Source organism: Rhodococcus sp. USK10, from assembly GCF_019378875.1.
GTDB classification, from domain to species: domain Bacteria; phylum Actinomycetota; class Actinomycetes; order Mycobacteriales; family Mycobacteriaceae; genus Rhodococcus_F; species Rhodococcus_F pseudokoreensis.
The window spans coordinates 5,601,856-5,619,886 of the sequence record NZ_CP076048.1; the positions used below are offsets into that span (position 1 = coordinate 5,601,856).

The 18,031-nt window shown below is 66.7% G+C and carries 18 protein-coding genes and 1 pseudogene; 5 read left to right on the top strand and 14 right to left on the bottom strand.

Annotated features, from left to right (window positions below):
- Positions 1-11: 11 nt before the first annotated feature.
- The 3 genes from I1A62_RS33020 to I1A62_RS33030 all read left to right on the top strand — a co-directional run bounded on the left by I1A62_RS33020 (position 12) and on the right by I1A62_RS33030 (position 2,763).
- On the top strand, positions 12-1,490 hold the full coding sequence (locus tag I1A62_RS33020) for an aldehyde dehydrogenase (protein ID WP_219456511.1): 1,479 nt from the start codon (positions 12-14) through the stop codon (positions 1,488-1,490).
- 79 nt (positions 1,491-1,569) lie between these two features.
- A complete protein-coding gene (locus tag I1A62_RS33025; RefSeq protein WP_124390186.1) occupies positions 1,570-2,322 on the top strand; it encodes an SDR family NAD(P)-dependent oxidoreductase in 753 nt (250 codons plus the stop codon).
- Between the two features lie 27 nt (positions 2,323-2,349).
- Positions 2,350-2,763: a tautomerase family protein gene (locus I1A62_RS33030; protein WP_219456513.1), complete on the top strand. Its 414-nt coding sequence runs from the start codon at positions 2,350-2,352 to the stop codon at positions 2,761-2,763.
- Positions 2,764-2,830: 67 nt separating this feature from the next.
- Here the strand turns inward: I1A62_RS33030 and nphA are convergent, their stop codons facing one another.
- Both nphA and I1A62_RS33040 read right to left on the bottom strand, forming a co-directional pair.
- Entirely contained in the window at positions 2,831-3,361 is a 531-nt protein-coding gene (nphA, locus tag I1A62_RS33035) for an NADH-dependent flavin reductase (protein WP_124390184.1), read from the bottom strand.
- A 26-nt stretch (positions 3,362-3,387) separates the two neighbouring features.
- Entirely contained in the window at positions 3,388-4,950 is a 1,563-nt protein-coding gene (locus I1A62_RS33040) for a 4-hydroxyphenylacetate 3-hydroxylase family protein (protein WP_124390183.1), read from the bottom strand.
- Positions 4,951-5,117: 167 nt separating this feature from the next.
- Between I1A62_RS33040 and I1A62_RS33045 the strand changes: the two genes are divergently transcribed.
- Positions 5,118-6,128 carry an AraC family transcriptional regulator gene (locus I1A62_RS33045; RefSeq protein WP_219456515.1) on the top strand — a complete coding sequence of 337 codons (1,011 nt, stop codon included), beginning with the start codon at positions 5,118-5,120 and terminating at the stop codon, positions 6,126-6,128.
- 30 nt (positions 6,129-6,158) lie between these two features.
- Here the strand turns inward: I1A62_RS33045 and I1A62_RS33050 are convergent, their stop codons facing one another.
- The 3 genes from I1A62_RS33050 to I1A62_RS33060 are packed head-to-tail and all read right to left on the bottom strand — an operon-like array spanning position 6,159 to position 8,761.
- Positions 6,159-6,470 (bottom strand): EthD family reductase, encoded by a 312-nt coding sequence (locus tag I1A62_RS33050; RefSeq protein WP_219456517.1) that lies wholly within the window; start codon positions 6,468-6,470, stop codon positions 6,159-6,161.
- A gap of 44 nt (positions 6,471-6,514) precedes the next feature.
- Positions 6,515-7,543 (bottom strand): NADH:ubiquinone reductase (Na(+)-transporting) subunit F, encoded by a 1,029-nt coding sequence (locus I1A62_RS33055; protein WP_219456519.1) that lies wholly within the window; start codon positions 7,541-7,543, stop codon positions 6,515-6,517.
- Between the two features lie 3 nt (positions 7,544-7,546).
- Positions 7,547-8,761 (bottom strand): cytochrome P450, encoded by a 1,215-nt coding sequence (locus I1A62_RS33060; RefSeq protein WP_219456520.1) that lies wholly within the window; start codon positions 8,759-8,761, stop codon positions 7,547-7,549.
- A gap of 122 nt (positions 8,762-8,883) precedes the next feature.
- Here I1A62_RS33060 and I1A62_RS33065 point away from each other — a divergent pair, with 122 nt between their 5' ends.
- Complete coding sequence (locus I1A62_RS33065) at positions 8,884-9,936, top strand: AraC family transcriptional regulator (protein WP_219456522.1); 1,053 nt, start codon at positions 8,884-8,886, stop codon at positions 9,934-9,936.
- A gap of 13 nt (positions 9,937-9,949) precedes the next feature.
- Here the strand turns inward: I1A62_RS33065 and I1A62_RS33070 are convergent.
- The 9 genes and pseudogenes from I1A62_RS33070 to I1A62_RS33110 form a co-directional block, all read right to left on the bottom strand.
- A pseudogene (locus I1A62_RS33070) lies at positions 9,950-11,217 on the bottom strand (acyl-CoA dehydrogenase family protein).
- Between the two features lie 87 nt (positions 11,218-11,304).
- Positions 11,305-11,544 carry a tautomerase family protein gene (locus I1A62_RS33075; protein ID WP_219456524.1) on the bottom strand — a complete coding sequence of 80 codons (240 nt, stop codon included), beginning with the start codon at positions 11,542-11,544 and terminating at the stop codon, positions 11,305-11,307.
- Complete coding sequence (locus I1A62_RS33080) at positions 11,544-12,338, bottom strand: 2-keto-4-pentenoate hydratase (protein ID WP_219456526.1); 795 nt, start codon at positions 12,336-12,338, stop codon at positions 11,544-11,546. The genes I1A62_RS33075 and I1A62_RS33080 overlap by 1 nt, the downstream gene beginning before the upstream one ends.
- Complete coding sequence (locus I1A62_RS33085; RefSeq protein ID WP_219456527.1) at positions 12,335-13,129, bottom strand: 2-keto-4-pentenoate hydratase; 795 nt, start codon at positions 13,127-13,129, stop codon at positions 12,335-12,337. Before I1A62_RS33085 ends, I1A62_RS33080 begins: the two co-directional genes overlap by 4 nt.
- Before the next feature lie 53 nt (positions 13,130-13,182).
- A complete protein-coding gene (locus I1A62_RS33090) occupies positions 13,183-14,001 on the bottom strand; it encodes an IclR family transcriptional regulator (RefSeq protein ID WP_124390174.1) in 819 nt (272 codons plus the stop codon).
- 214 nt (positions 14,002-14,215) lie between these two features.
- Positions 14,216-14,878, bottom strand: coding sequence for an IclR family transcriptional regulator (locus I1A62_RS33095; protein WP_124390173.1), 663 nt, complete (start codon positions 14,876-14,878; stop codon positions 14,216-14,218).
- Positions 14,879-14,915: 37 nt separating this feature from the next.
- Positions 14,916-16,064, bottom strand: coding sequence for a CaiB/BaiF CoA-transferase family protein (locus I1A62_RS33100; protein WP_219456529.1), 1,149 nt, complete (start codon positions 16,062-16,064; stop codon positions 14,916-14,918).
- Positions 16,065-16,076: 12 nt separating this feature from the next.
- Positions 16,077-17,228, bottom strand: coding sequence for an acyl-CoA dehydrogenase family protein (locus tag I1A62_RS33105; RefSeq protein WP_219456530.1), 1,152 nt, complete (start codon positions 17,226-17,228; stop codon positions 16,077-16,079).
- A gap of 510 nt (positions 17,229-17,738) precedes the next feature.
- Positions 17,739-17,942 (bottom strand): cold-shock protein, encoded by a 204-nt coding sequence (locus I1A62_RS33110; RefSeq protein WP_005244612.1) that lies wholly within the window; start codon positions 17,940-17,942, stop codon positions 17,739-17,741.
- Positions 17,943-18,031 lie beyond the last annotated feature (89 nt).

An 18,031-nucleotide genomic window follows, 5' to 3' on the forward strand; every position in this document is an offset into this window, starting at 1 on the left:
GAGAACAGCACATGACCACCACGGAGCCGGCACCCGACGTGACCGAGATCCGCCACCTCATCGGCGGCGAATGGAAGTCGGCCTCGGACGGCGCAACCTTCGAATCCCGGGACCCGCACGACGGTTCGCTGCTCGCGACCGTGCCGCGCGGCACCGCTGACGACGGCGACGCCGCGATCACCGCCGCCCGCAGCGCCTTCGACGACGGTCCCTGGCCTCGGATGTCGCCGAAGGAGCGGGCAAAGATCCTCCATGCGGTCGCGGATGCGGTCGACGAACACCGGACGGAACTGGCGCTGATCGAGACCCGAGACGGCGGCAAGAGCATCAACCAGTCCCTGCACGCCGAAATCCCTCGGGTGGCCCACAATCTGCGGTTCTTCGCCGACTACGTGTCGATGGCGGCGAACGAGGCATACCCGGACGGGGACCTCCTCTCCTACGTGTTGTATCCGCCGGCGGGCGTGGTGTCGGCGATCAGCCCGTGGAACGCGCCGCTGATGCTCGCGACGTGGAAGATCGCCCCGGCGTTGGCCTTCGGCAACACCGCGGTCCTCAAACCGGCACCGCAGACCCCGATGACCGCGCACCGGTTCGCCGAACTGGCGCTGGCGGCGGGACTGCCCGAAGGGGTCCTCAACGTGGTGCACGGGTTCGGCGGTGAGGCCGTCGCCGGGCCGCTGACCGCCGACCCGCGAGTCGACCGGATCACGTTCACCGGATCGAGTGCGACGGGCGTGAAGATTCTCCAGTCCGCGGCGGTCAACCACACCCCGGTCTCCGCGGAGATGGGCGGCAAGTCCGCGAACATCGTCTTCGCCGACGCCGACCTCGATGTCGCCGTGCCGATGTCGATCCGCGCGATCTTCGGCGGAAACGGCCAGGTGTGCCTGTCGGGTTCCCGACTGCTGGTGCAGAACTCGATCATGGACGAAGTCCTCGAGCGGTTCGCCGACGAGGCGGACAAGCTCACCGTCGGCGACCCGAAGGACGCCTCGAACTTCCTCGGCCCGCTCATCGAACAGCGGCACCTCGAGAAAGTCCACGGTTACGTCGAACTCGCGCAGGAGGAGGGCGGCAAGATTCTCACTGGCGGCGCCCGGCTCACCGACGCTGCCCGGGCGAAAGGCTTCTACTACCCGCCGACCGTGATCACCGGGCTGACCAACGACTCCCGCACCGCCCGCGAGGAGATCTTCGGCCCCGTCGAGACCGTTCTCGGATTCGAGGACGAGGACGAGGCACTGCGCATCGCGAACGACTCGCCGTACGGCCTGGCCGGAATGTTGTTCACCCAGAACCTCGATCGCGCGCACCGCATGGCGGCACGCTGGAAGGCCGGAACCGTCTGGATCAACACGTTCTTCGAACGCGACCTCCGGTTGCCGTTCGGCGGTGAAGGCAGCAGCGGACTGGGCCGGGAGGGCGGCCAGTACTCACGCGACTTCTTCACCGAACCGCGGGCCGTCACGATCCGCCTGCGCAGCTGACCACACTTCGCCACGGACGGCCGCAGCGGTACCCACCGCTGCGGCCGTTCGCCGTTCACACCCCGAGGAGAACTTTGCTGTGACTGCACCCGACCTCTGCGTCGTCGTCGGCGCGACCGGCGCGATGGGCACCGAGATCACCCTCCGATTGGCCCGTCGTGGGCTCCGCGTTCTCGCCGTCGCCCGAAACCCCGACGACCTCGAGAAACTCGCCGCCGCGGACGAGCGGATCATTCCCTGCACCGCCGACATCGCCGACGACAGCGCCATCGACGCGATCTCCGGTCTGGTGGATTCGCCGGTGCGGATGGCCCTGTTCGCGGCGGGCCTCCCCGTTCGGGGATCTGCCGACACCATCGCACCAGGGGATTTCGCCGTGGGGGCGAACATCAAGGTCGGCGGACTCGTCCGCCTCCTGCACGCCGTCCGCGATCATCTCGTCGACGGTTCTCGCTTGGTCACGATCGCCGGCTCTCTCGGCCTCGAGCCCGGTCCGCTCGACGCCGCGCCCGGCACGGTGAACGCCGCGGTCTTCAACCTCATGCGCCAACTCAGCGCCCTGTACGGGCCGAGGGGAGTCACCACCCACACGATCGCGCCCGGGCCGGTGGACACCCCACGGCTGCGCGCATTCGTGGAGACGGAATCCGCGGAAACCGGACTGGACCCGGAACAGATCTGGGACCGATACCGGGCCAAGACCACTCTCGGCCGCTTGCCGACGCTTCACGAGATCGGCTGGATCGTCGAGACGCTGCTCGCCCCGGAAGCCGCGGCGCTGCACGGCTCCGTCATCAACGTCGACGCCGGAACCCGGCACGGAATCCACTGATCGCCTCCTCGAAAGGAACTGCCCCCCATGCCTGTCGCACACTTCCACCTCGTCGACGGCGCCTACACGGCCGAACAGCGCCACACGCTGCTGACCGAGGCGAGTCGCTGCTACTCCGAGGTACTCGACTCGCCGATCGACCGAGTCCGGGCGTTCATCGTGTGCTACGCCCCCGACGACGTCGCTGTGGCGGGAACCGTTGTCGCCGACGGTGCGCCGCCTGCGCCGTACTTCACCGCGATCGTGCTCGCCGGCCGGCCTGCCGAGCAACGCCTGGAACTCGCGTCACGACTCACCGACGTCGTGGTCGACGTGCTCGACACGCCGCGGTCGCTCGTGCGCGGCCAGGTCGTCGAGGTCGACCCCGCCAACTGGGCGATCGCCGGAACCGCAGCTGCCGCAATTCGTGCCGACGAGATCGCTTCCCGCGCGTCACACTGAGCCGGCCTTACGCGAGAAAGGGGCGGTCGCGACACTCGTCGCGACCGCCCTTCCCGTTGCGTCGTGCTCAGAATCCCCAGGGTTCGTCACGCCCGAGCAGCTCGAGCGACCGGAAGCTGCCGGTGTAGAAGACGAGCGGGTGACCATCGTCGTACGACAGCTGCTCGACCCTGCCCACGTGCAGGGTGTGATCGCCCGCGGGATACGAGGCGACGACCGTGCACGCCAGGTGCACAAGGGCGCCTTCGAGGAGCGGCACACCCCTGCGCCACACGAACCGCACTAGATCGGGTTGCTGTGCCGCACCGGCGAAGTGCAGCGACACAGGTTCCTGATCGCCCGCCAGGATGGAGACGCCGTACTTGCCGGTCTCCGCAATCCGATCGTTCATCTTCGCTCGGTTGGCGATCGACACGAGCACGAGCGGTGGGTCGAGCGACACAGAGGTGAAGGCGTTCGCGGTCATCCCGTGCACCGAGTCCTCGTCGTCGCATTCGGCGGTGGTCACGATGGTGACGCCGCTGGCAAATCGCCCCAACGCCTTCCGCATGTGCAGCGCCGTCACCTCGAGGTCGGATCCGCGGACCGTGTCGGTCATGGCTTGACTCCTCATCCGCCCTCTACTCAGCTCCGGACGATCTTCAGGTCGTCGTTGTTGATCAGGTCGGGTCGGGTCCACCCGTTTACGTCGTACTCCGACATGCACTGTTCGGCGAACCCCTTGAGCGCGAGATCCTGACCGCTGGCCTGGTAGGCGAACAGCGTCTGGAACCGGACGGCCTCATGGTCGCCGCCGTAGTTGCGTTCGTAGAGTTCGTGTCGACCGCCGAACTCGGTGCCGACGGCGTCCCAGAGCAGCTTGAGCAACTGAACGCGGTCGATGGCGGCGACCCCGTTGGAGCCGCGCACGTACTGGTCGAGATACGGCCGCATCGCCGGGTTGTTCCAGTCGCTCGCATGGGAGTTCAGGTAGATCAGTCCACTTCCGAGCACCTGCTGGATGATCTCCTTGATACGCGGGTAGCCCACACCCATGAACGTGCGATAGGCGAGACCGTAATTCAGGTTCGGCTGCACGGCACCGTTCACCCACGGCTCGGGTGACTTGGCCATCGAGTCGGACAGGCCCCAGAACATGTCGCGCCAGTTCAGGATCTCCCCGATCTGCATCTGCACACCGCGGAAGCCGGCGGAACCGGTCATCTCCACGCCCTTCATCACACACCCGGCGATGAAATCGAGCTTCACGGCCAGCCGGGCGCACCCGTGGAACATGAAGCGGGACAGAAATCCCGACCTCATCACGAAGTTGTTCGTCGTCTCGGTGTCGTAGGCGAAGACGTTCTCCCACGGAACCAGTACCCGGTCGAACACCATGATCGCGTCGTTCTCGTCGAACCGGCTCGACAGCGGGTAGTCGAACGGGCTTCCCATCACGGCGGCGTTCATCTCGTAGGACGTGCGGCAGAACAACTTCAGGCCGGGCGAATCCATCGGCACGGTGAAGATCAGGCCGTACTCCTTCTTGCGCAGCGGCAGGCCGTAGTGGGCGATGAAGTTCGCGTTCGTGATCGCCGACCCCGTCGCCACCACCTTCGCACCGGACACGATCAGGCCGGCGTCCGTCTCCTCCACCACGTGCACACACACGTCGGCGGTCTCGTCGGCCGGCTTGTCGCGGTCGATCGGCGGGTTGACGATGGCGTGGTTGAGGTACAGCACCCGTTCCTGCGCCTGCTTGTACCAGCGCAGCGCGTTCTCCTTGTAGGGGCCGTAGAAGTCGGCATTGGCGCCGAGGGTGCCGAGGAAGGAGGCCTTGTAGTCGGGGGAGCGGCCGAGCCAGCCGTACACCTCCCGCTGCCAGGCCACGATCGCCTCACGCGCCTGCAGCAGGTCGTCGGCGCTGTGGGCGGTCTTGAAGAACGGGTGCGTGAACCCGCCGTTGCCGGTGTCCGTCGGCACTGCCAGGACACCGCGTGACTCCGGCCGATGCAGTGCGTCGTACATCCGGGCCACGGACCGCGCCGAGTTGCGGAAGGCTGGATGCGTGGTGACGTCGTCGACGCGTTCCCCACGGAAATACACCTCCCGGCCGTCGCGAAGCGACTCGAGGTACTCCTCGCCCGTCATGGGCCGAACGCTGTTGGGTACTCCGATTGCATCGTCGACGAACGCTGATGTGGTCATGTCTTCACTCCTGGTGTCGAGGGGCAGGATTCGGCCCGGCGGCCGATTGCGCTGGCGCGCATCGGTAGCCGAAGTCCGGGGCTCGCGCGACCGGGAAAGTAGGTATATCGTTCCGGACGCCACGTTCCTGTGATCTGGAACACTAGAAGGCGGAGGTGCGATGGAACATGGCTGAGCGCGAACAATCGAATGGCTGCGAGCGCACCGACGGTCCTGCGATCGTCTCCCTGCGGACGCGGGAGTTGGACATGCGTGAAGGCCACGCCCAGTGGGCGAGCACGTTGGAGCAGCTGTACTGCGAGACGGATGTCGCATGGCCCGACCCGCGGCGTCACTTCGACGCAGAATGGGGTGGGCGGCCGTTCGGTGACCTCCACATCAGCACCATTCGCGCCGACGCGCACACCGTCGTCCGGTCGCCGGCGATGATCGAGTCCGATTCGGGAACAGGCTATCTGGTGTGTCTCGTGACCGACGGACAGGTCGAGGTCGAGCAGTCCGGCCGAGCCGCGGTCGTCGATCGGGGATCCTTCGTCCTTCTCGACTGCGCCGCCCCGTTCGTCTTCCATTCGCCGGCGCCGTTCCGGCAGGTCGTGGTGCGTTCGCCTCGTGAGGTCCTCACCTCACGCCTGCCCGGCCGGATCGTCGAGCACGGCACAGCGAGATCGATCACCGGGCACTCCGGGGCCGGCGGACTGGTCGGTCGGTTGTTTGTCGACATCGCCGATATGAACGGGCCGATGTCGGAGGGTGCCGCGGTCGCGTTCGCCTCCTCCGCGGTCGACATGCTGGCCACCGCGCTGACCGAGGGATCAGTGGTGACCAGCGCCGCAGACCGGCACCGCACCGAAGACCTCACGCGAGTACAGCGGGTAATCGAACAGAATCTTCACGACACCGACGTGACGTTGTCCGACATCGCGGCTGCAGCGGGGATGTCGCTGCGAACCGTCCACAAACTGTTCAGTGCCGAGGGCACGACGACGCGGGCCTGGCTTCACCAGGCCCGCCTCGAGCGTGCGCGAAAGTACCTGCTGACCACCGACCTCTCCGTCGCGGAGGTCAGCGAATGCGCCGGTTTCCGGGATGTCTCCCACTTCAGCCGGCTGTTCCGGGGCACGTACGGCACGAGCCCCGGGCAATATCGTAAAGAACGTGCGCACAGAGGTTCACAGTGATCTGAGCGCACGATCAGCCCGCGCGTGCGGTCAGGGAAGTACCGTGTCTTCGTTGCTGAACAGCATCGTGACCCCGCCGGTGGCGAAGTTCGCGAGGTCTTCGGCGGCGATCTTCCCAGCCGATGACGACAGTGCCTGCCCGGCATCATCTTTGGAGTCGAATAACAGTTCGGCGAGCGCGTATGCTGCCGGAGTGGTGCCGTCGAAGGTCTCGCACTTGCCCGTGGCAAGCCGGACGACGCCCGGTACGGCCTCGACCAAGGGAAGATGCTTCGTCGAGTAATATTCGTCGAACGCGGCCGGGTCGGTCGGCCTGTCGTAGATGATGCTCACGCGGTACATGGAACTCCTGTTCTCGATGTGTCCGATGGAACGGATCGCGGCGTTCAGACGGCCGCGGCTTGCGCACGCGGTGTGCTCGCGCTGAATTCCTCCTTGAAAATCAAACGCGGTGACATTCGACGACGTTTGAGCGCCTTGACGGCAGCGGCAACCATCGCCGGCGGCCCGCACAGGTAGGCGCTGTGGCCACGGCAACTCGCGAAGTCATTGAGCACGGCATCGGTCACCATCCCGGTCGCCCCGCTCCACCCTTCCTCGCTGAGCACGGGGTGGTAATGGAACCGAGGGTCTGCGGCCTCGATTGCCCGGAAGTGCTCGACGTCGTACAGGTCGGCTTCTCGGCGTCCGCCGTGGTAGAGGTGGATGGACGGTAACAGATCCGTGTCGAGTGCATGCCGGACAATGGATTTGAGGGGTGCGAGGCCCGTCCCGCCGCCGATGAGAATCGCGGGTTCGGGTTGCGGCTCGACGATGCCGAACTGGCCCAGCGGCCCGCGCAGTTCGATGCGGTCCTCGACCGCGAGCGTGTCGAAGATCCATCCCGACGTGGCGAGACCGCCTTCCGTCTGCCGGATGTGGAACTCGAGCAGTCGTTGCTCGGACGGCGGGTTCGCCATCGAATACTGCCGAGCGACACCGGATCCGGGAACGATCAGTTCGGTGTACTGCCCGGCGTCGAACTCCATCGGCTGGTCGAGTTCGACGACCAGCCTGCGGGTCTGACGGGCAATGTCCGACAACTCGCGCACGGTTCCCCGATAGTCGCGGAGGGGGTGCATCGGCCGGCCGGAGTCGGCGTCGTTCACCGGGTCGATGGTCAGGTCCCCGCGCGGTTTCGCCTGGCAGGCCAGGGCGAGTCCGGACGCGCGGTCGTCGGCGGTGAGGATCGTCTCGTCGGCTGCGCCGTGGTCCACCTCGCCGCAGAGTACGCGGATCTTGCACGTGCCGCAGGTTCCTTGCGAACACGCGTGCGGAAGCCAGTGGTTCGCACGCAGAGCGGCCTCGAGGACGGAATTGCCCGCTGCGACGGGAAACGCGTCGTCGTGTCCGGACACCGTCACGGTGCGGTCCATCGGTCACACCTCCCAGGTGACGTGCAGGCCCTGTGGTCCGCGGAACGTCCATCCCCAGAACCGTGGGGCGCGGTCAGGATCGGGCTCGATGTTCGGAATGGTCTCGAACAGCTCTTCGAGCGCGATCCGCACGATCGCCGTGCCGAGATACGTTCCTGCGCATGCATGATTTCCGGCGCCGAAGGCTAGGTGCGGCATGATCGGGCGGTCCACGTCGTAGGCCTCCGGGTTCTCCCAGGAGGATTCGTCGCGGTTGGCCGAACCGTACGCGAGCATGATCGGCGTTCCTGCGGGCAGGTCGACTCCCTGGAGGCTGACGTCGTGGTTTGCCACCTTGACCGCGGCGCTCCAGATCGGTGCCACCCAACGCGCCCCCTCGTTGACGGCGCGGGGAATGAGAGTGGGGTCGTCGACGACGCGTTCGAGCTGGTCGGGATGCTCGAGGAGCCCGGCCAGTGTGGTGGTCATGACATGACCCGGTTCCTGGAGCGCGCCGAGCAGGAACACGTAGATGTTCGGGTAGATCTCCGATCGGTCCCGCACCTGCCCCTCGGGCATGCCGTCGTGCAGCCAGTGTGAGATCAGTGTGTGGTCGGGATGCTCGGACCAGTGGTCGAGCAGCGGATCCACGGCGGCGATGATCTCGGTCTTCACCGCGTCGCCGGCCTCGAACGGGGCAGGATTGGCGAAGTTCCCGTCCTGGTCGACTTCCGCGTTCCCGTACGACTGTGCCAGGGTCTGGAACCAGCGGACCAGCGTTTTCGACGGAATGTCCGTCAGGCCCATCAGGTCACCGACCGAACGCACACTGATCGGCGCGAAGTAGGCATCCTGGATGTCCACGCTGCCGAGATCTTCGAATCCTTCGAGGATGCGGCGGGCATGCGGCCGGACGAGGGTGTCGATGTAGGAGTCGACTGCGCTGGGCCGTAACTGGGGGTCGATCCAGTCGCGCAGCTTCCGGTGCTCCGCACCGTTGGCGGCAAGTACGGTACCTTCACCGAATGTTCGTCCCCCGGATGGGGCGATCACTGTCGACCACGTGTCGGAGTCCTGGGTGGTCTGCAGGCACAGTTCTCGTGAGGCCACGACGTACATTCCCACGGCCGGCACGTACGCGACGGGCGCCTCGCGCCGCAGCTGGTCGTAGATCGGGTTCGGGTCCCGATCGAGTTCCTCCATCGTGATCGACTCGATCCACGTGGTGCTGGTGGTCATGGCGTTCTCCTCTGACATCGTTCGGAAGATTCGAAGTGACGCGGCCCGCGAACTTTTCGGGGATCGTCCGCGCGGAAAGTCCGTGTGATCTGGAACACTAGAAGGCGGAGGTGGGCTCGAACATGACCGACAGTGCACAGAAGGATGACCCCGTCTGCACCGAAGGCGCCGCTGCGATGGTGCTGAGTACACGTGAGCTGGAGTCGACCGAAGGACGCATGCGCTGGGCGGACACACTGGATTCCACATACTGCGAGATGGACGTCGACTGGCCGGACGAGAATGACCAGTTCGCGGCGGAACTGACGGTGCGGCCCTTCGGTGAACTGACAGTGAGTGTGGTGCACGCCGACCCACACACGGTGGTGCGTACGCCCGAGATGATTCGATCCGACCCCAACGACGACTTCCTCCTCTGTCTGATCACGCGGGGGTCCGCCACTCTTCAGCAGCACTCGCGGACCGCGCTCCTCGAACAGGGGGCGTTCGGCATTCTCGATTCGGCGGCACCGTTCGTCGTGGACGGCAGGACCGAATTCGAGCAGGTCGTGCTGCGTGCGCCACGCCAACTGCTGATCTCTCGACTCTCCGCGGAGGTCATGGACGAGGTCTCCGGGCTGGGAATTTCAGGGCAGAGCGGGATGGGCGGTCTCGTCTCTCGCTTCCTCGTCGACATCGCGTCCACCGATGCGCGTCTCTCGGTGGGGTCGTCCGCATCGGTCGCCGCGTCCGCGGTGGATCTGCTCACCGCGGCTCTCACCGAACAGGCACCCCCGCTGACCGCGACGAAACGGGTGCACCACGACGACCTCCGGTCGGTGCAGCAGGCGATGGCGCGGTATCTGCACGATCCAGACCACACGACAGCCGAGATCGGCGTGGAGCTCGGAATGTCTTTGCGCTACATACACAAACTCTTCAGCCTTGCTGGTGCCACCCCACGCACGTGGCTGTACCAACTGCGGTTGGACCGCGCACGCGAACAACTGCTGGACACCGACTCCACGGTCGCCGAGATCAGCGACCGCGTCGGTTTCCGCGATGTCTCCCACTTCAGTCGAGCGTTCCGCAAGCGTTTCGGGGCCAGTCCCGCACATTTCCGGGAACAGTACGGAAGCAGCCGCAGCACTCTGGTGAACCGGCGGCTCGCCAACGAAACGGAAACAGACCGGTAGGTTTCCGTTGCGTCTATCCGGTGTGCTCGCGCCCGAAGATCTGTCGCGCCAAGACCCACCGTTGAATCTCGTTGGCACCTTCGTATATTTCGCCGATCTAGCTGTCCCGGTAGATCGCCTCCACCGGCCCCTCGGTGTCGTCGGCGCCGAGCGAGCGGACAAAGCCCAGTCCACCGAACGCCTGCACGGCATCTCGGGCGATCCGCGCAGCCAGATCGGTACCTCGCAGCTTCGCCATTGCCGCCTCGGGCTCGGGGAATCGTTCACCCGCGTCGAGGCGTAGCGCCGCTTTGATGTACAGGCTGCGTGCCGCCTCCAGATCCGCTGCATAGTCCGCCATGACGAACTGCCAATGCTGCTTCGAGGCAAGCGATCCGCCGAAGGCGTGGCGTGACTTCAGATGGGTCACAGTCCGATCGAACGCGGCCTGCGCCATGCCGACGCCCGCCGCACCGATTCCGATGCGCCCGTATGTCAGAGTCTGCAAGGCGATGCGCAGGCCACCCCCGACCCGCCCGAGTACCGACTCCGCCCCGAGGCGAACGTCGTCGAGAATGACATCGGCAGTGATCTGGCCACGGTTGCCGAGCTTGCGGTCGGGGGTGCCGGTCGTGACACCGGGTGCACTGGTGGGGACGATGAAAGTCGTCAGGCTGTCTCCCGTCCGGGCGAGCACCACCACCACCCCGGCGACGACGGAGTTGGTGATCCATCGTTTCCGTCCGCTGAGGATCCACCCGTCACCGTCCGGGGTCGCGACTGTGGATACGGCGGAGGGGGACAGGTCGCTCGAGGCGCCCGGTTCGCTGGTCGCGAAGGCGCCCACGATCTCGCCGTCGACGATCGGCCGCAGCCAGCGTTGACGTTGCTCGTCGGAGCCCTGGTCGAGCGCGGTGCCGGCGAGGATGCAGTGCACGTCGTAGATGGCTGCGACGCTGTTCGAGTAGTACGCCAGTTCTTCCACTGCGACCGCGGTGGCGGTGGCGGTGGCGGGTGCGCCAAGCCCTTCCCTCCGACGTCGGACGGGATCCGGAACAGCCCGTCCGCCGCCATGGCTTCGAACGCATCTTGCGGGAAGCCGTCCAGCCGCTCATCACCACCGGCGATCCGGTGCGCGACGGGCTCGATCGCGCGGGCGACGAAATCACGCACGCGAGCTCGCAGGCGGCGAACCTCGTCCGGGGACACGAGGTCGTGATACAACTCGTCGGCCATCCGCTCGGGGACGGGCGATGCCTGGGTCGGCTCCACGGCGAGGGTGACGGGACTGCTGGGGGTCATCGGATCTCATGGGGAAGAGCGGGTGGTACACCTCTGCGTAGCCCGGATCCGGTCTCGCCTCCCCATCCGATCGCAATGGTGGACTCGTCAGCCGCCGACGTCCGCGGTGGTTCCGGATATCCGGATCTTCGCGGCCGACACCTCCCGTTCGGCGAGCGTGACGTCACCGGCCGCGAAATGGGTCTTCGGTGTCTCCCGCAGGATCACCCGCACGTTCGCCACGGGCGTGCCGATCGCACGGTGGGCGGCGTGGGTGAGTTCGGAAATGAGCATTCGCAGCTCCTCGTCGCTACGACCCTCGGCGATGGTGACTTCGATGATCGGCATCAGTGACCTCCCGCCACCGTGACGGTGCCCAGATTCGTGAAGTGCACTGCGATCCGTGCGCCGGGCTTCACCGGAACCGCGTCGGTCATGCCTCCCGTGAGCACCACCCAGCCGGCTTCGATGGCGTGACCGCGTGCGGCAAGGGTATTCGCCGCGAACGCCAGTGCTTCGGCCGGATGTCCGTGCACTGCAGCGCCGGTGGCCGAGTCGACCACCTCGCCGTCCACTTCCAGCAGGCACCCTTCGAGCGCGAGATCGAGATCCTCCGGCCTGCGGCTGATCGGTCCGGTGGCATAGCGGCCGGACGAATTGTTGTCGGCGACGGCGTCCATCATCGAGAACTTGTAGCCCGAGAATCGGCTGTCGATGATCTCGATGGCACCCACCACATGGTCCACGGCGGCGAGCGCGGATGCGGCGCTGACCCCGGGGCCCTGCAGGCGGCGTCCCATCACGAAGGCGATCTCCGGTTCCGCCCGCGCGTGGATCAACGAGGCTCGGGGCACCGCCTCGCCGATCGGAAGGATCATTCGGTCGGTCAGCCAGGCGGTCGACGGGGAATCCACTCCCACCTGGCGTTGCTTCGCCTTCGACGTGACGCCCAGTTTCACCCCGGTGACCTTCTCACCGCGCGCCACCCGGATGTTGAGGGCGAGGTCCTGGGCGGCGTACGCCGTCGCGAGGTCGAGGCCGTCCCATTCCGCCCTGATCGACGTCAGGGCTGTGGCGGAGTCTTCTGCCTGCAACAACCGTTCGGCCACTCGGGCCGCGCTCCACGTGTTCGTGTCCGTCATTGTTCCTCCTTCGTGTCGAGCACGGCCGTCACACTGCCGAGCCCGGAGATCTGCGCGACGATCGAATCTCCCGGTCGTACCGGGAATGCCTTGGTCATCGAGCCGGGAAGTACCACATGACCGGGCTCGAGCGTCACGCCCATCGGCCCCACGGTGTTCGCCAGCCACACCAGTGCGTTGAGTGGCGAACCGAGGACGGCACCACCCGCGCCGGTCGCCACGAGTTCCCCACCGATGTGGAGAGTGCACCCAGCCAGTCGCAAGTCCACGTCGTTCAGCGCGACGGGGTGACTGCCGAGGATCACTCCACCGGAGGACGCATTATCGGCGATCGTGTCGAAGATGCCGATGTTCCAGTCACGGATCCGGGAGTCGACGATCTCGAGGGCGGGCAGGACGAAGTCAACGGCCCGGACCGCCTCGGCGACGGTGACCCCGGGCCCGGTGAGGGGACGGCCCAGCACGAACGCCACCTCGGGTTCGATCCGCGGCTGAAGGAACCGCTCCGCCGCGATGGGCTGGTGCTCCAGGTGGAACATGCTCGCGGTCAGATGCCCGAAGTCGGGTTGCTTCACCCCCATCTGCCGCTGGATGGCTCGCGATGCGAGCCCGACCTTGTGGCCCTTGACGACGTCGCCGCCCAGGGTCCACTCCTCGACCTGCAGTTGCTGGATGCGGTAGGCGAGTTCGATCGACGCGTCGGGGTGTTCCGGGGTGAGCGGGTCGATCGGCTCGCCGGTCCGGTACACCTCGAGCAATCGGTCGGCGGCCTTGCGTGCGTCGGTATCCATGGCACCTCTGATCGTTGTTCGGACGGGGAACTGACGGTCTGTGGCGGGGCCGGTCAGGAGGCGAGGGAGCGGCCTCGCGCCGGTTCCCGGTGGTCCCGGGTGAGTTGAGGCGTCGCGTGTGTCGACGCCGCGATTGCGTGCGTGACGTCCCGAGCTGCCGCAGTGAGGGCGCGGGTGAGCTCGGCTTTCCGGGGAACGAATCGGGTGACCGGGACGCTCATGCTCACCGCCGCCACGACCGAACCCATGTCGTCCCGCACCGGAGCGGCTACGCAATGTATCTCCGACACTGCCTCCCCGAGGTCGTAGGCGCAGCCGGACGATCGCACCACCGATAACGCGTCGAGCAGGGCGCCGGAATTGGTGATCGTCGACGGGGTATGCCTGCGAAGTGCGCGTCCGGCTAGATAGCGGCGTAGTTCGCCCTCTTCGAGGGCTGCCAGCAGCACCTTGCCGACGGCGGTGCAGTGAGCGTCGAGTCGGGCGCCGACACGAGCGCCCTGGACAGTGATGTTGTGTGTGCCGACGACCTTGTCGACGTACAGCACGTGCCACCGTTCCATCACGGCGAGATGGCTGGTCTCGCCATACCGCTCGACGAGATTCTCGATGACGGGTGCCGCACAGGAGCGCACGTCGACGGTTCCGCGCAGGGTTTCGCCGAGTTCGATCACCCGCCACCCGATTCGATAGCGCCCCCGTGTGCGGCACTGGAGGAGCCCGGTGTCCACCAGACTCGACAACAGCGCGTGTGCACTCGACCGGGGAACCTCGATGGCGGCGGCGACCTCCGAAACCCCCCACTCGGGACGCGTCGCGGTGAACAGGTCCAGAACCGGGCCGATCTTCTGGACCGTCTGCAGTGTCGCCACGGTATCCGTCCTTCCTCGTCACGGCTCTGCGGCGAAGCGGCGTACGCGACCCGAGAGCGTCTGTGATTCAGAACACTAGAAACCGGACGGTGGCGGGGCCATGACCCACAGCGCACGAATGGATGACTGCGGGCGCACCAGTGTTTTGCGGCGGGCGCCGTGATGCCGCCGACCTGGTCCGATCCTGTCGGCGTCGTCCATTTTCACGCGGCGATCACTCGGTGGGGGAGCCCAGTTCCGCCGACAGCGCACGGCAACGTTCGACCAGGACGAGACCGTGCTGCGCGCACAGTGCGTCGTCGAGACGGAACGTCGGACCGATGACGCTGAGGGCGCCCACGATCCGGCCCACCGCGTCGTAGATGGGGGCGGCCACACCCGTCGAGTGGTCCTCGAGGGTGTCGTGGGCGATCGCGTATCCCTCGCTCTGCAGGTCGCCCCGCAGTGCGGCGCCGACGGCCGTGCCCACGAGCGGCACCGTCTGACCCACCCAGCCCATGTGCCGGATCGCGTGGGTGCCCTCGATCTGCGCGAGGTAGAGGGCGGTGCCCTTCGGCCCGTGCGTCGACAGGTACGTGGATTCGCGGGTTTCCTCCGCGATCGCGACCATCGCGGGCCGGGCCCGGGACAGCAGTTGGTTGTCGCTGATCGCCCGGGCGCCGATCTGGAGAAGTCGCGGTCCGGCCCGGTACACGTTGTCGTCGCCGCGCACGAGGAACTCGCTCTGCTCCATGCTGCGGATCAGGCGCAGCGCGGTACTCGTGGCGAGGCCCGCGGCTTTCGCGGCGTCGCCGAGCGTCAGCCCGCCCCGCTCGGTGATCGCGCCGAGCAGTTCGAAGGTGCGGCTCGCGCTGCGGGTCACATCTCCGGGGGCCATGGGTTCTCTCCTGACGGTCGCGGGTGTCGGCGTGAATCTACCGTGACGAGATCTCGGACAGCAGGGGCTGCCGGTGTTCGTCGAGCAGCGGGCTGCGGCGGACCCCGGGGCGTGCGCTGTCGCCGAACACGACCGGCTGCCGGACGTAGTCGATGGTTCCCGCGACCGGATGCTCGAACGATTCGACGAGTCCCCGGTGCCTGCTCTGCTCGGACGACAACGCCTGTTCGACGTTCCAGATCTCGGAGCTCGCCAGTCCGGCCGCGCCGAGGATCGCGACCACCTCGGCGACCGTCTTGTCCTTCGCCCAGATCTCGATCTCGGTGCGCAGGGCAGGTTCGTGATCGGTGCGGGAGGTGTCGTCGGCGAACCGGTTGTCGCCGAGAAGATCTGCACGGTCCATGGTGTGCGCGAGCTTCTCGAACCCGGACTGGCTGGCGACAGCGAGGACGAACAGGCCGTCCGACGCCCGGTACGTGTCGAACGGGGTGGAGACGGGATGCCGATTGCCCACTCCTGCCGGCGCGACCCCGGAGGCCTGCAGCTGACTGTGCGCGGTGGGCAGCATCGCCAGCATGCTGTCGAACATGGCGACGTCGAGGTGTTGCCCCACACCCGATTCCCGGGTTCCGACCAGTGCGGAGCTGATGCCCCACGCCGCGAACAGTCCCGCGACGAGGTCGCCGAACGACTCTCCGAGCCTGGTCGGGCCGGATTCGGGGGAACCGGTGATGCTCATGACCCCCGACATCGCCTGCACGACGAGGTCGTAGGCGGCCGCGCCCGCGAGAGGCCCGTCCTGCCCGAAACCGGAGATGGACGCGTACACGAGCCGGGGGTTGCGGGCGTGGACGGTGTCGTAGTCGATGCCGAGCCGGGCGGTCACGCCGGGCCGGAAGTTCTCGACGAGGACGTCCGCCGTGTCGAGGAGATCGAGCAGGACGGCGCGATCCGCTTCGTCCTTGAGATTGAGTGCCAGTGAACGTTTTCCGCGGTTCAGCACGTTGAAGTAGATGCTCTCGCCGTCGCGGAACGGTCCCAGGTGCCGCGAGTCCTCGCCGGCGGCGGGCTCGATCTTGACGACGTCGGCGCCGGCATCCGCGAGCAGTGCCGTGCAGTACGGCCCGGCCAGAACACGGGAGAGATCGACGACGCGGATGCCGTCGAGGGGAGGGAGGGTAGGCATGACGAGCCCTTCTCAGAATTCGGTCGAGCGCGGCGACGGCGCGTTGGAGGCGATGGTGAGCAGCTGGATCTGCGAAGTGCCCTCGAAGATCCGGAGGATCCGGCAGTCGCGGTAGAGACGTTCGATCTCGGATTCGCGCATGAACCCGGCGCCGCCGTGAATCTGCACGGTCTGGTCGACGATCGAGAAGCAGGCCTCCGTGGCCACGTACTTCGACACCGAGGCGGCGCGGCGCAGGTCGGCGCCGGCATCCTTCACGTCCGCCGCCCAGTCCGCGGTGACCCGGGAGGCGACGAGTTGTGCGTCGCACGCACCCAGTAGCAACTGGATCGCCTGGAATTCGGCGATGGGGTGTCCGAACTGTTTGCGCTCGGCCGCGTAGGACCGGCCCAGTTCCCAAGCACGCAGCGCGATTCCGTTCGCCATCGCGGCCACGTCGATGCGGGCGCGGTTGAGGGCGGTCAGCGCGATGTTGCCGCCGCGACCCTCGGTGCCCACCACGGCGTCGTGGGGGAGGACGACGTCGTCGAGGTACACGGTGTAGGTGGGCGCCGATCGGATGCCCAGCTTGTCCTGCGGCTCCGAGTAACTCACGCCGGGCGTGCCCTGGGGGAGGACGAATGCGGTGATGCCGCGGAAGCCCGCGGACGGATCGGTCTTGGCGAAGAGGGCGACCAGGTCGGCCTCCTTGGCGTTGGAGATGTACGTCTTCGACCCCGACAGGTGCCACCCGTCGTCCTCGCGCCGCGCCGTCGTGCGCATCGACGCGATGTCGGAGCCGGCGTCCGGTTCGGTGAGGGCGAACCCGGCGAGCAGTTCACCGGACGCGAGGCGGGGCAGCCATCGGCGCTTCTGCTCCTCGGTACCGCCGACGAGGATCGGCTCGAGCCCCAGGTAGTGCGCGGTGTAGATCGAGGCGAGGGCGGCGTCGGTGCGGGCAACCTCCTCGATGGCGATCAGCTGCGTCTTGGTGGACATGCCCAGTCCGCCGAACTCCTCGGGCACCGAGATCCCCATCAGGTCCTGTTCGCCCAGTCGTTTCACCAGCTCCGCCGGGAACTCCCGCGTGTCGTCGCGGAACGCCGCGCCGGGGTGGATCTCACGGTTGGCGAAGGCGCGCACTGCGCCGCGGAACTCGGCGGCATCGAGCAGCTGATCGGTCACGGGAACTCCTGTCGGAAGATCGAGATTGCCATCTAGTGAAATAGCAATGCCACTTGGTGGCACATCGACTATGAAGGAGAACGCCGAATTTGTCCAGGTGTGCCGGTGTCCACGGCAGTGAAGGGGGTACTCGACCACGGATCGGCCACCGGTCGACGCGACCGGGCGGGCTATCGCTGCGGAGGGGGAATGATGCGCGCGATCACCCGAGGGATCGTCATCGCGGGAACCGCTATCGGTGCCGCGCTCGTCGGCGCGGGGGCGATGTGGCGGTACGTTCGCACGACGGGAAAGAAAACACCGTCATCGATTACGGCTCATCGGGTCTGGGGTTCCTGACCGACAGGATCTCCCCCAATGCCGACGGGAGCTACACCGGGGCCGTCTACGTGGGCGGCAGCCAGGTGGGAAGTTTCGGCCTCTCGAGATAGCTCTCCCGGGGCCTGCTACGACAACGAGGCCGCACCTCTCGGGTGCGACCTCGTCGTCACAGTGTTATCGGGTCGTCGCTCAGACGGCCCGCACGTTCTGGGCCTGCGGGCCCTTCTGGCCCTGTCCGACCTCGAACTCCACCCGCTGGTTCTCCTCCAGCGACTTGTAGCCGCTGCCCGAGATCTCGGAGTAGTGAACGAACACGTCCGCGCTACCGTCGTCCGGCGCGATGAATCCGAAGCCCTTCTCGCTGTTGAACCACTTCACAACACCCTGCGCCATACCGTTCACTCCCTGAGTTGCCGCCCGGGATCTCACATCGAGATCCCGTTCGCGTAAATCTCATCCTGTCATCTAGCCGCGCGTGCTTC

Bases quoted from the DNA above. Each gene is read 5' to 3' on its own strand.
- I1A62_RS33020 (WP_219456511.1), top strand. From the start codon at position 12: ATGACCACCACGGAGCCGGCACCCGACGTGACCGAGATCCGCCACCTC.
- I1A62_RS33030 (WP_219456513.1), top strand. From the start codon at position 2,350: ATGCCTGTCGCACACTTCCACCTCGTCGACGGCGCCTACACGGCCGAA.
- nphA (WP_124390184.1), bottom strand. From the start codon at position 3,361: ATGACCGACACGGTCCGCGGATCCGACCTCGAGGTGACGGCGCTGCAC.
- I1A62_RS33040 (WP_124390183.1), bottom strand. From the start codon at position 4,950: ATGACCACATCAGCGTTCGTCGACGATGCAATCGGAGTACCCAACAGC.
- I1A62_RS33045 (WP_219456515.1), top strand. From the start codon at position 5,118: ATGGCTGAGCGCGAACAATCGAATGGCTGCGAGCGCACCGACGGTCCT.
- I1A62_RS33050 (WP_219456517.1), bottom strand. From the start codon at position 6,470: ATGTACCGCGTGAGCATCATCTACGACAGGCCGACCGACCCGGCCGCG.
- I1A62_RS33055 (WP_219456519.1), bottom strand. From the start codon at position 7,543: ATGGACCGCACCGTGACGGTGTCCGGACACGACGACGCGTTTCCCGTC.
- I1A62_RS33060 (WP_219456520.1), bottom strand. From the start codon at position 8,761: ATGACCACCAGCACCACGTGGATCGAGTCGATCACGATGGAGGAACTC.
- I1A62_RS33065 (WP_219456522.1), top strand. From the start codon at position 8,884: ATGACCGACAGTGCACAGAAGGATGACCCCGTCTGCACCGAAGGCGCC.
- I1A62_RS33075 (WP_219456524.1), bottom strand. From the start codon at position 11,544: ATGCCGATCATCGAAGTCACCATCGCCGAGGGTCGTAGCGACGAGGAG.
- I1A62_RS33080 (WP_219456526.1), bottom strand. From the start codon at position 12,338: ATGACGGACACGAACACGTGGAGCGCGGCCCGAGTGGCCGAACGGTTG.
- I1A62_RS33085 (WP_219456527.1), bottom strand. From the start codon at position 13,129: ATGGATACCGACGCACGCAAGGCCGCCGACCGATTGCTCGAGGTGTAC.
- I1A62_RS33095 (WP_124390173.1), bottom strand. From the start codon at position 14,878: ATGGCCCCCGGAGATGTGACCCGCAGCGCGAGCCGCACCTTCGAACTG.
- I1A62_RS33100 (WP_219456529.1), bottom strand. From the start codon at position 16,064: ATGCCTACCCTCCCTCCCCTCGACGGCATCCGCGTCGTCGATCTCTCC.
- I1A62_RS33110 (WP_005244612.1), bottom strand. From the start codon at position 17,942: ATGGCGCAGGGTGTTGTGAAGTGGTTCAACAGCGAGAAGGGCTTCGGA.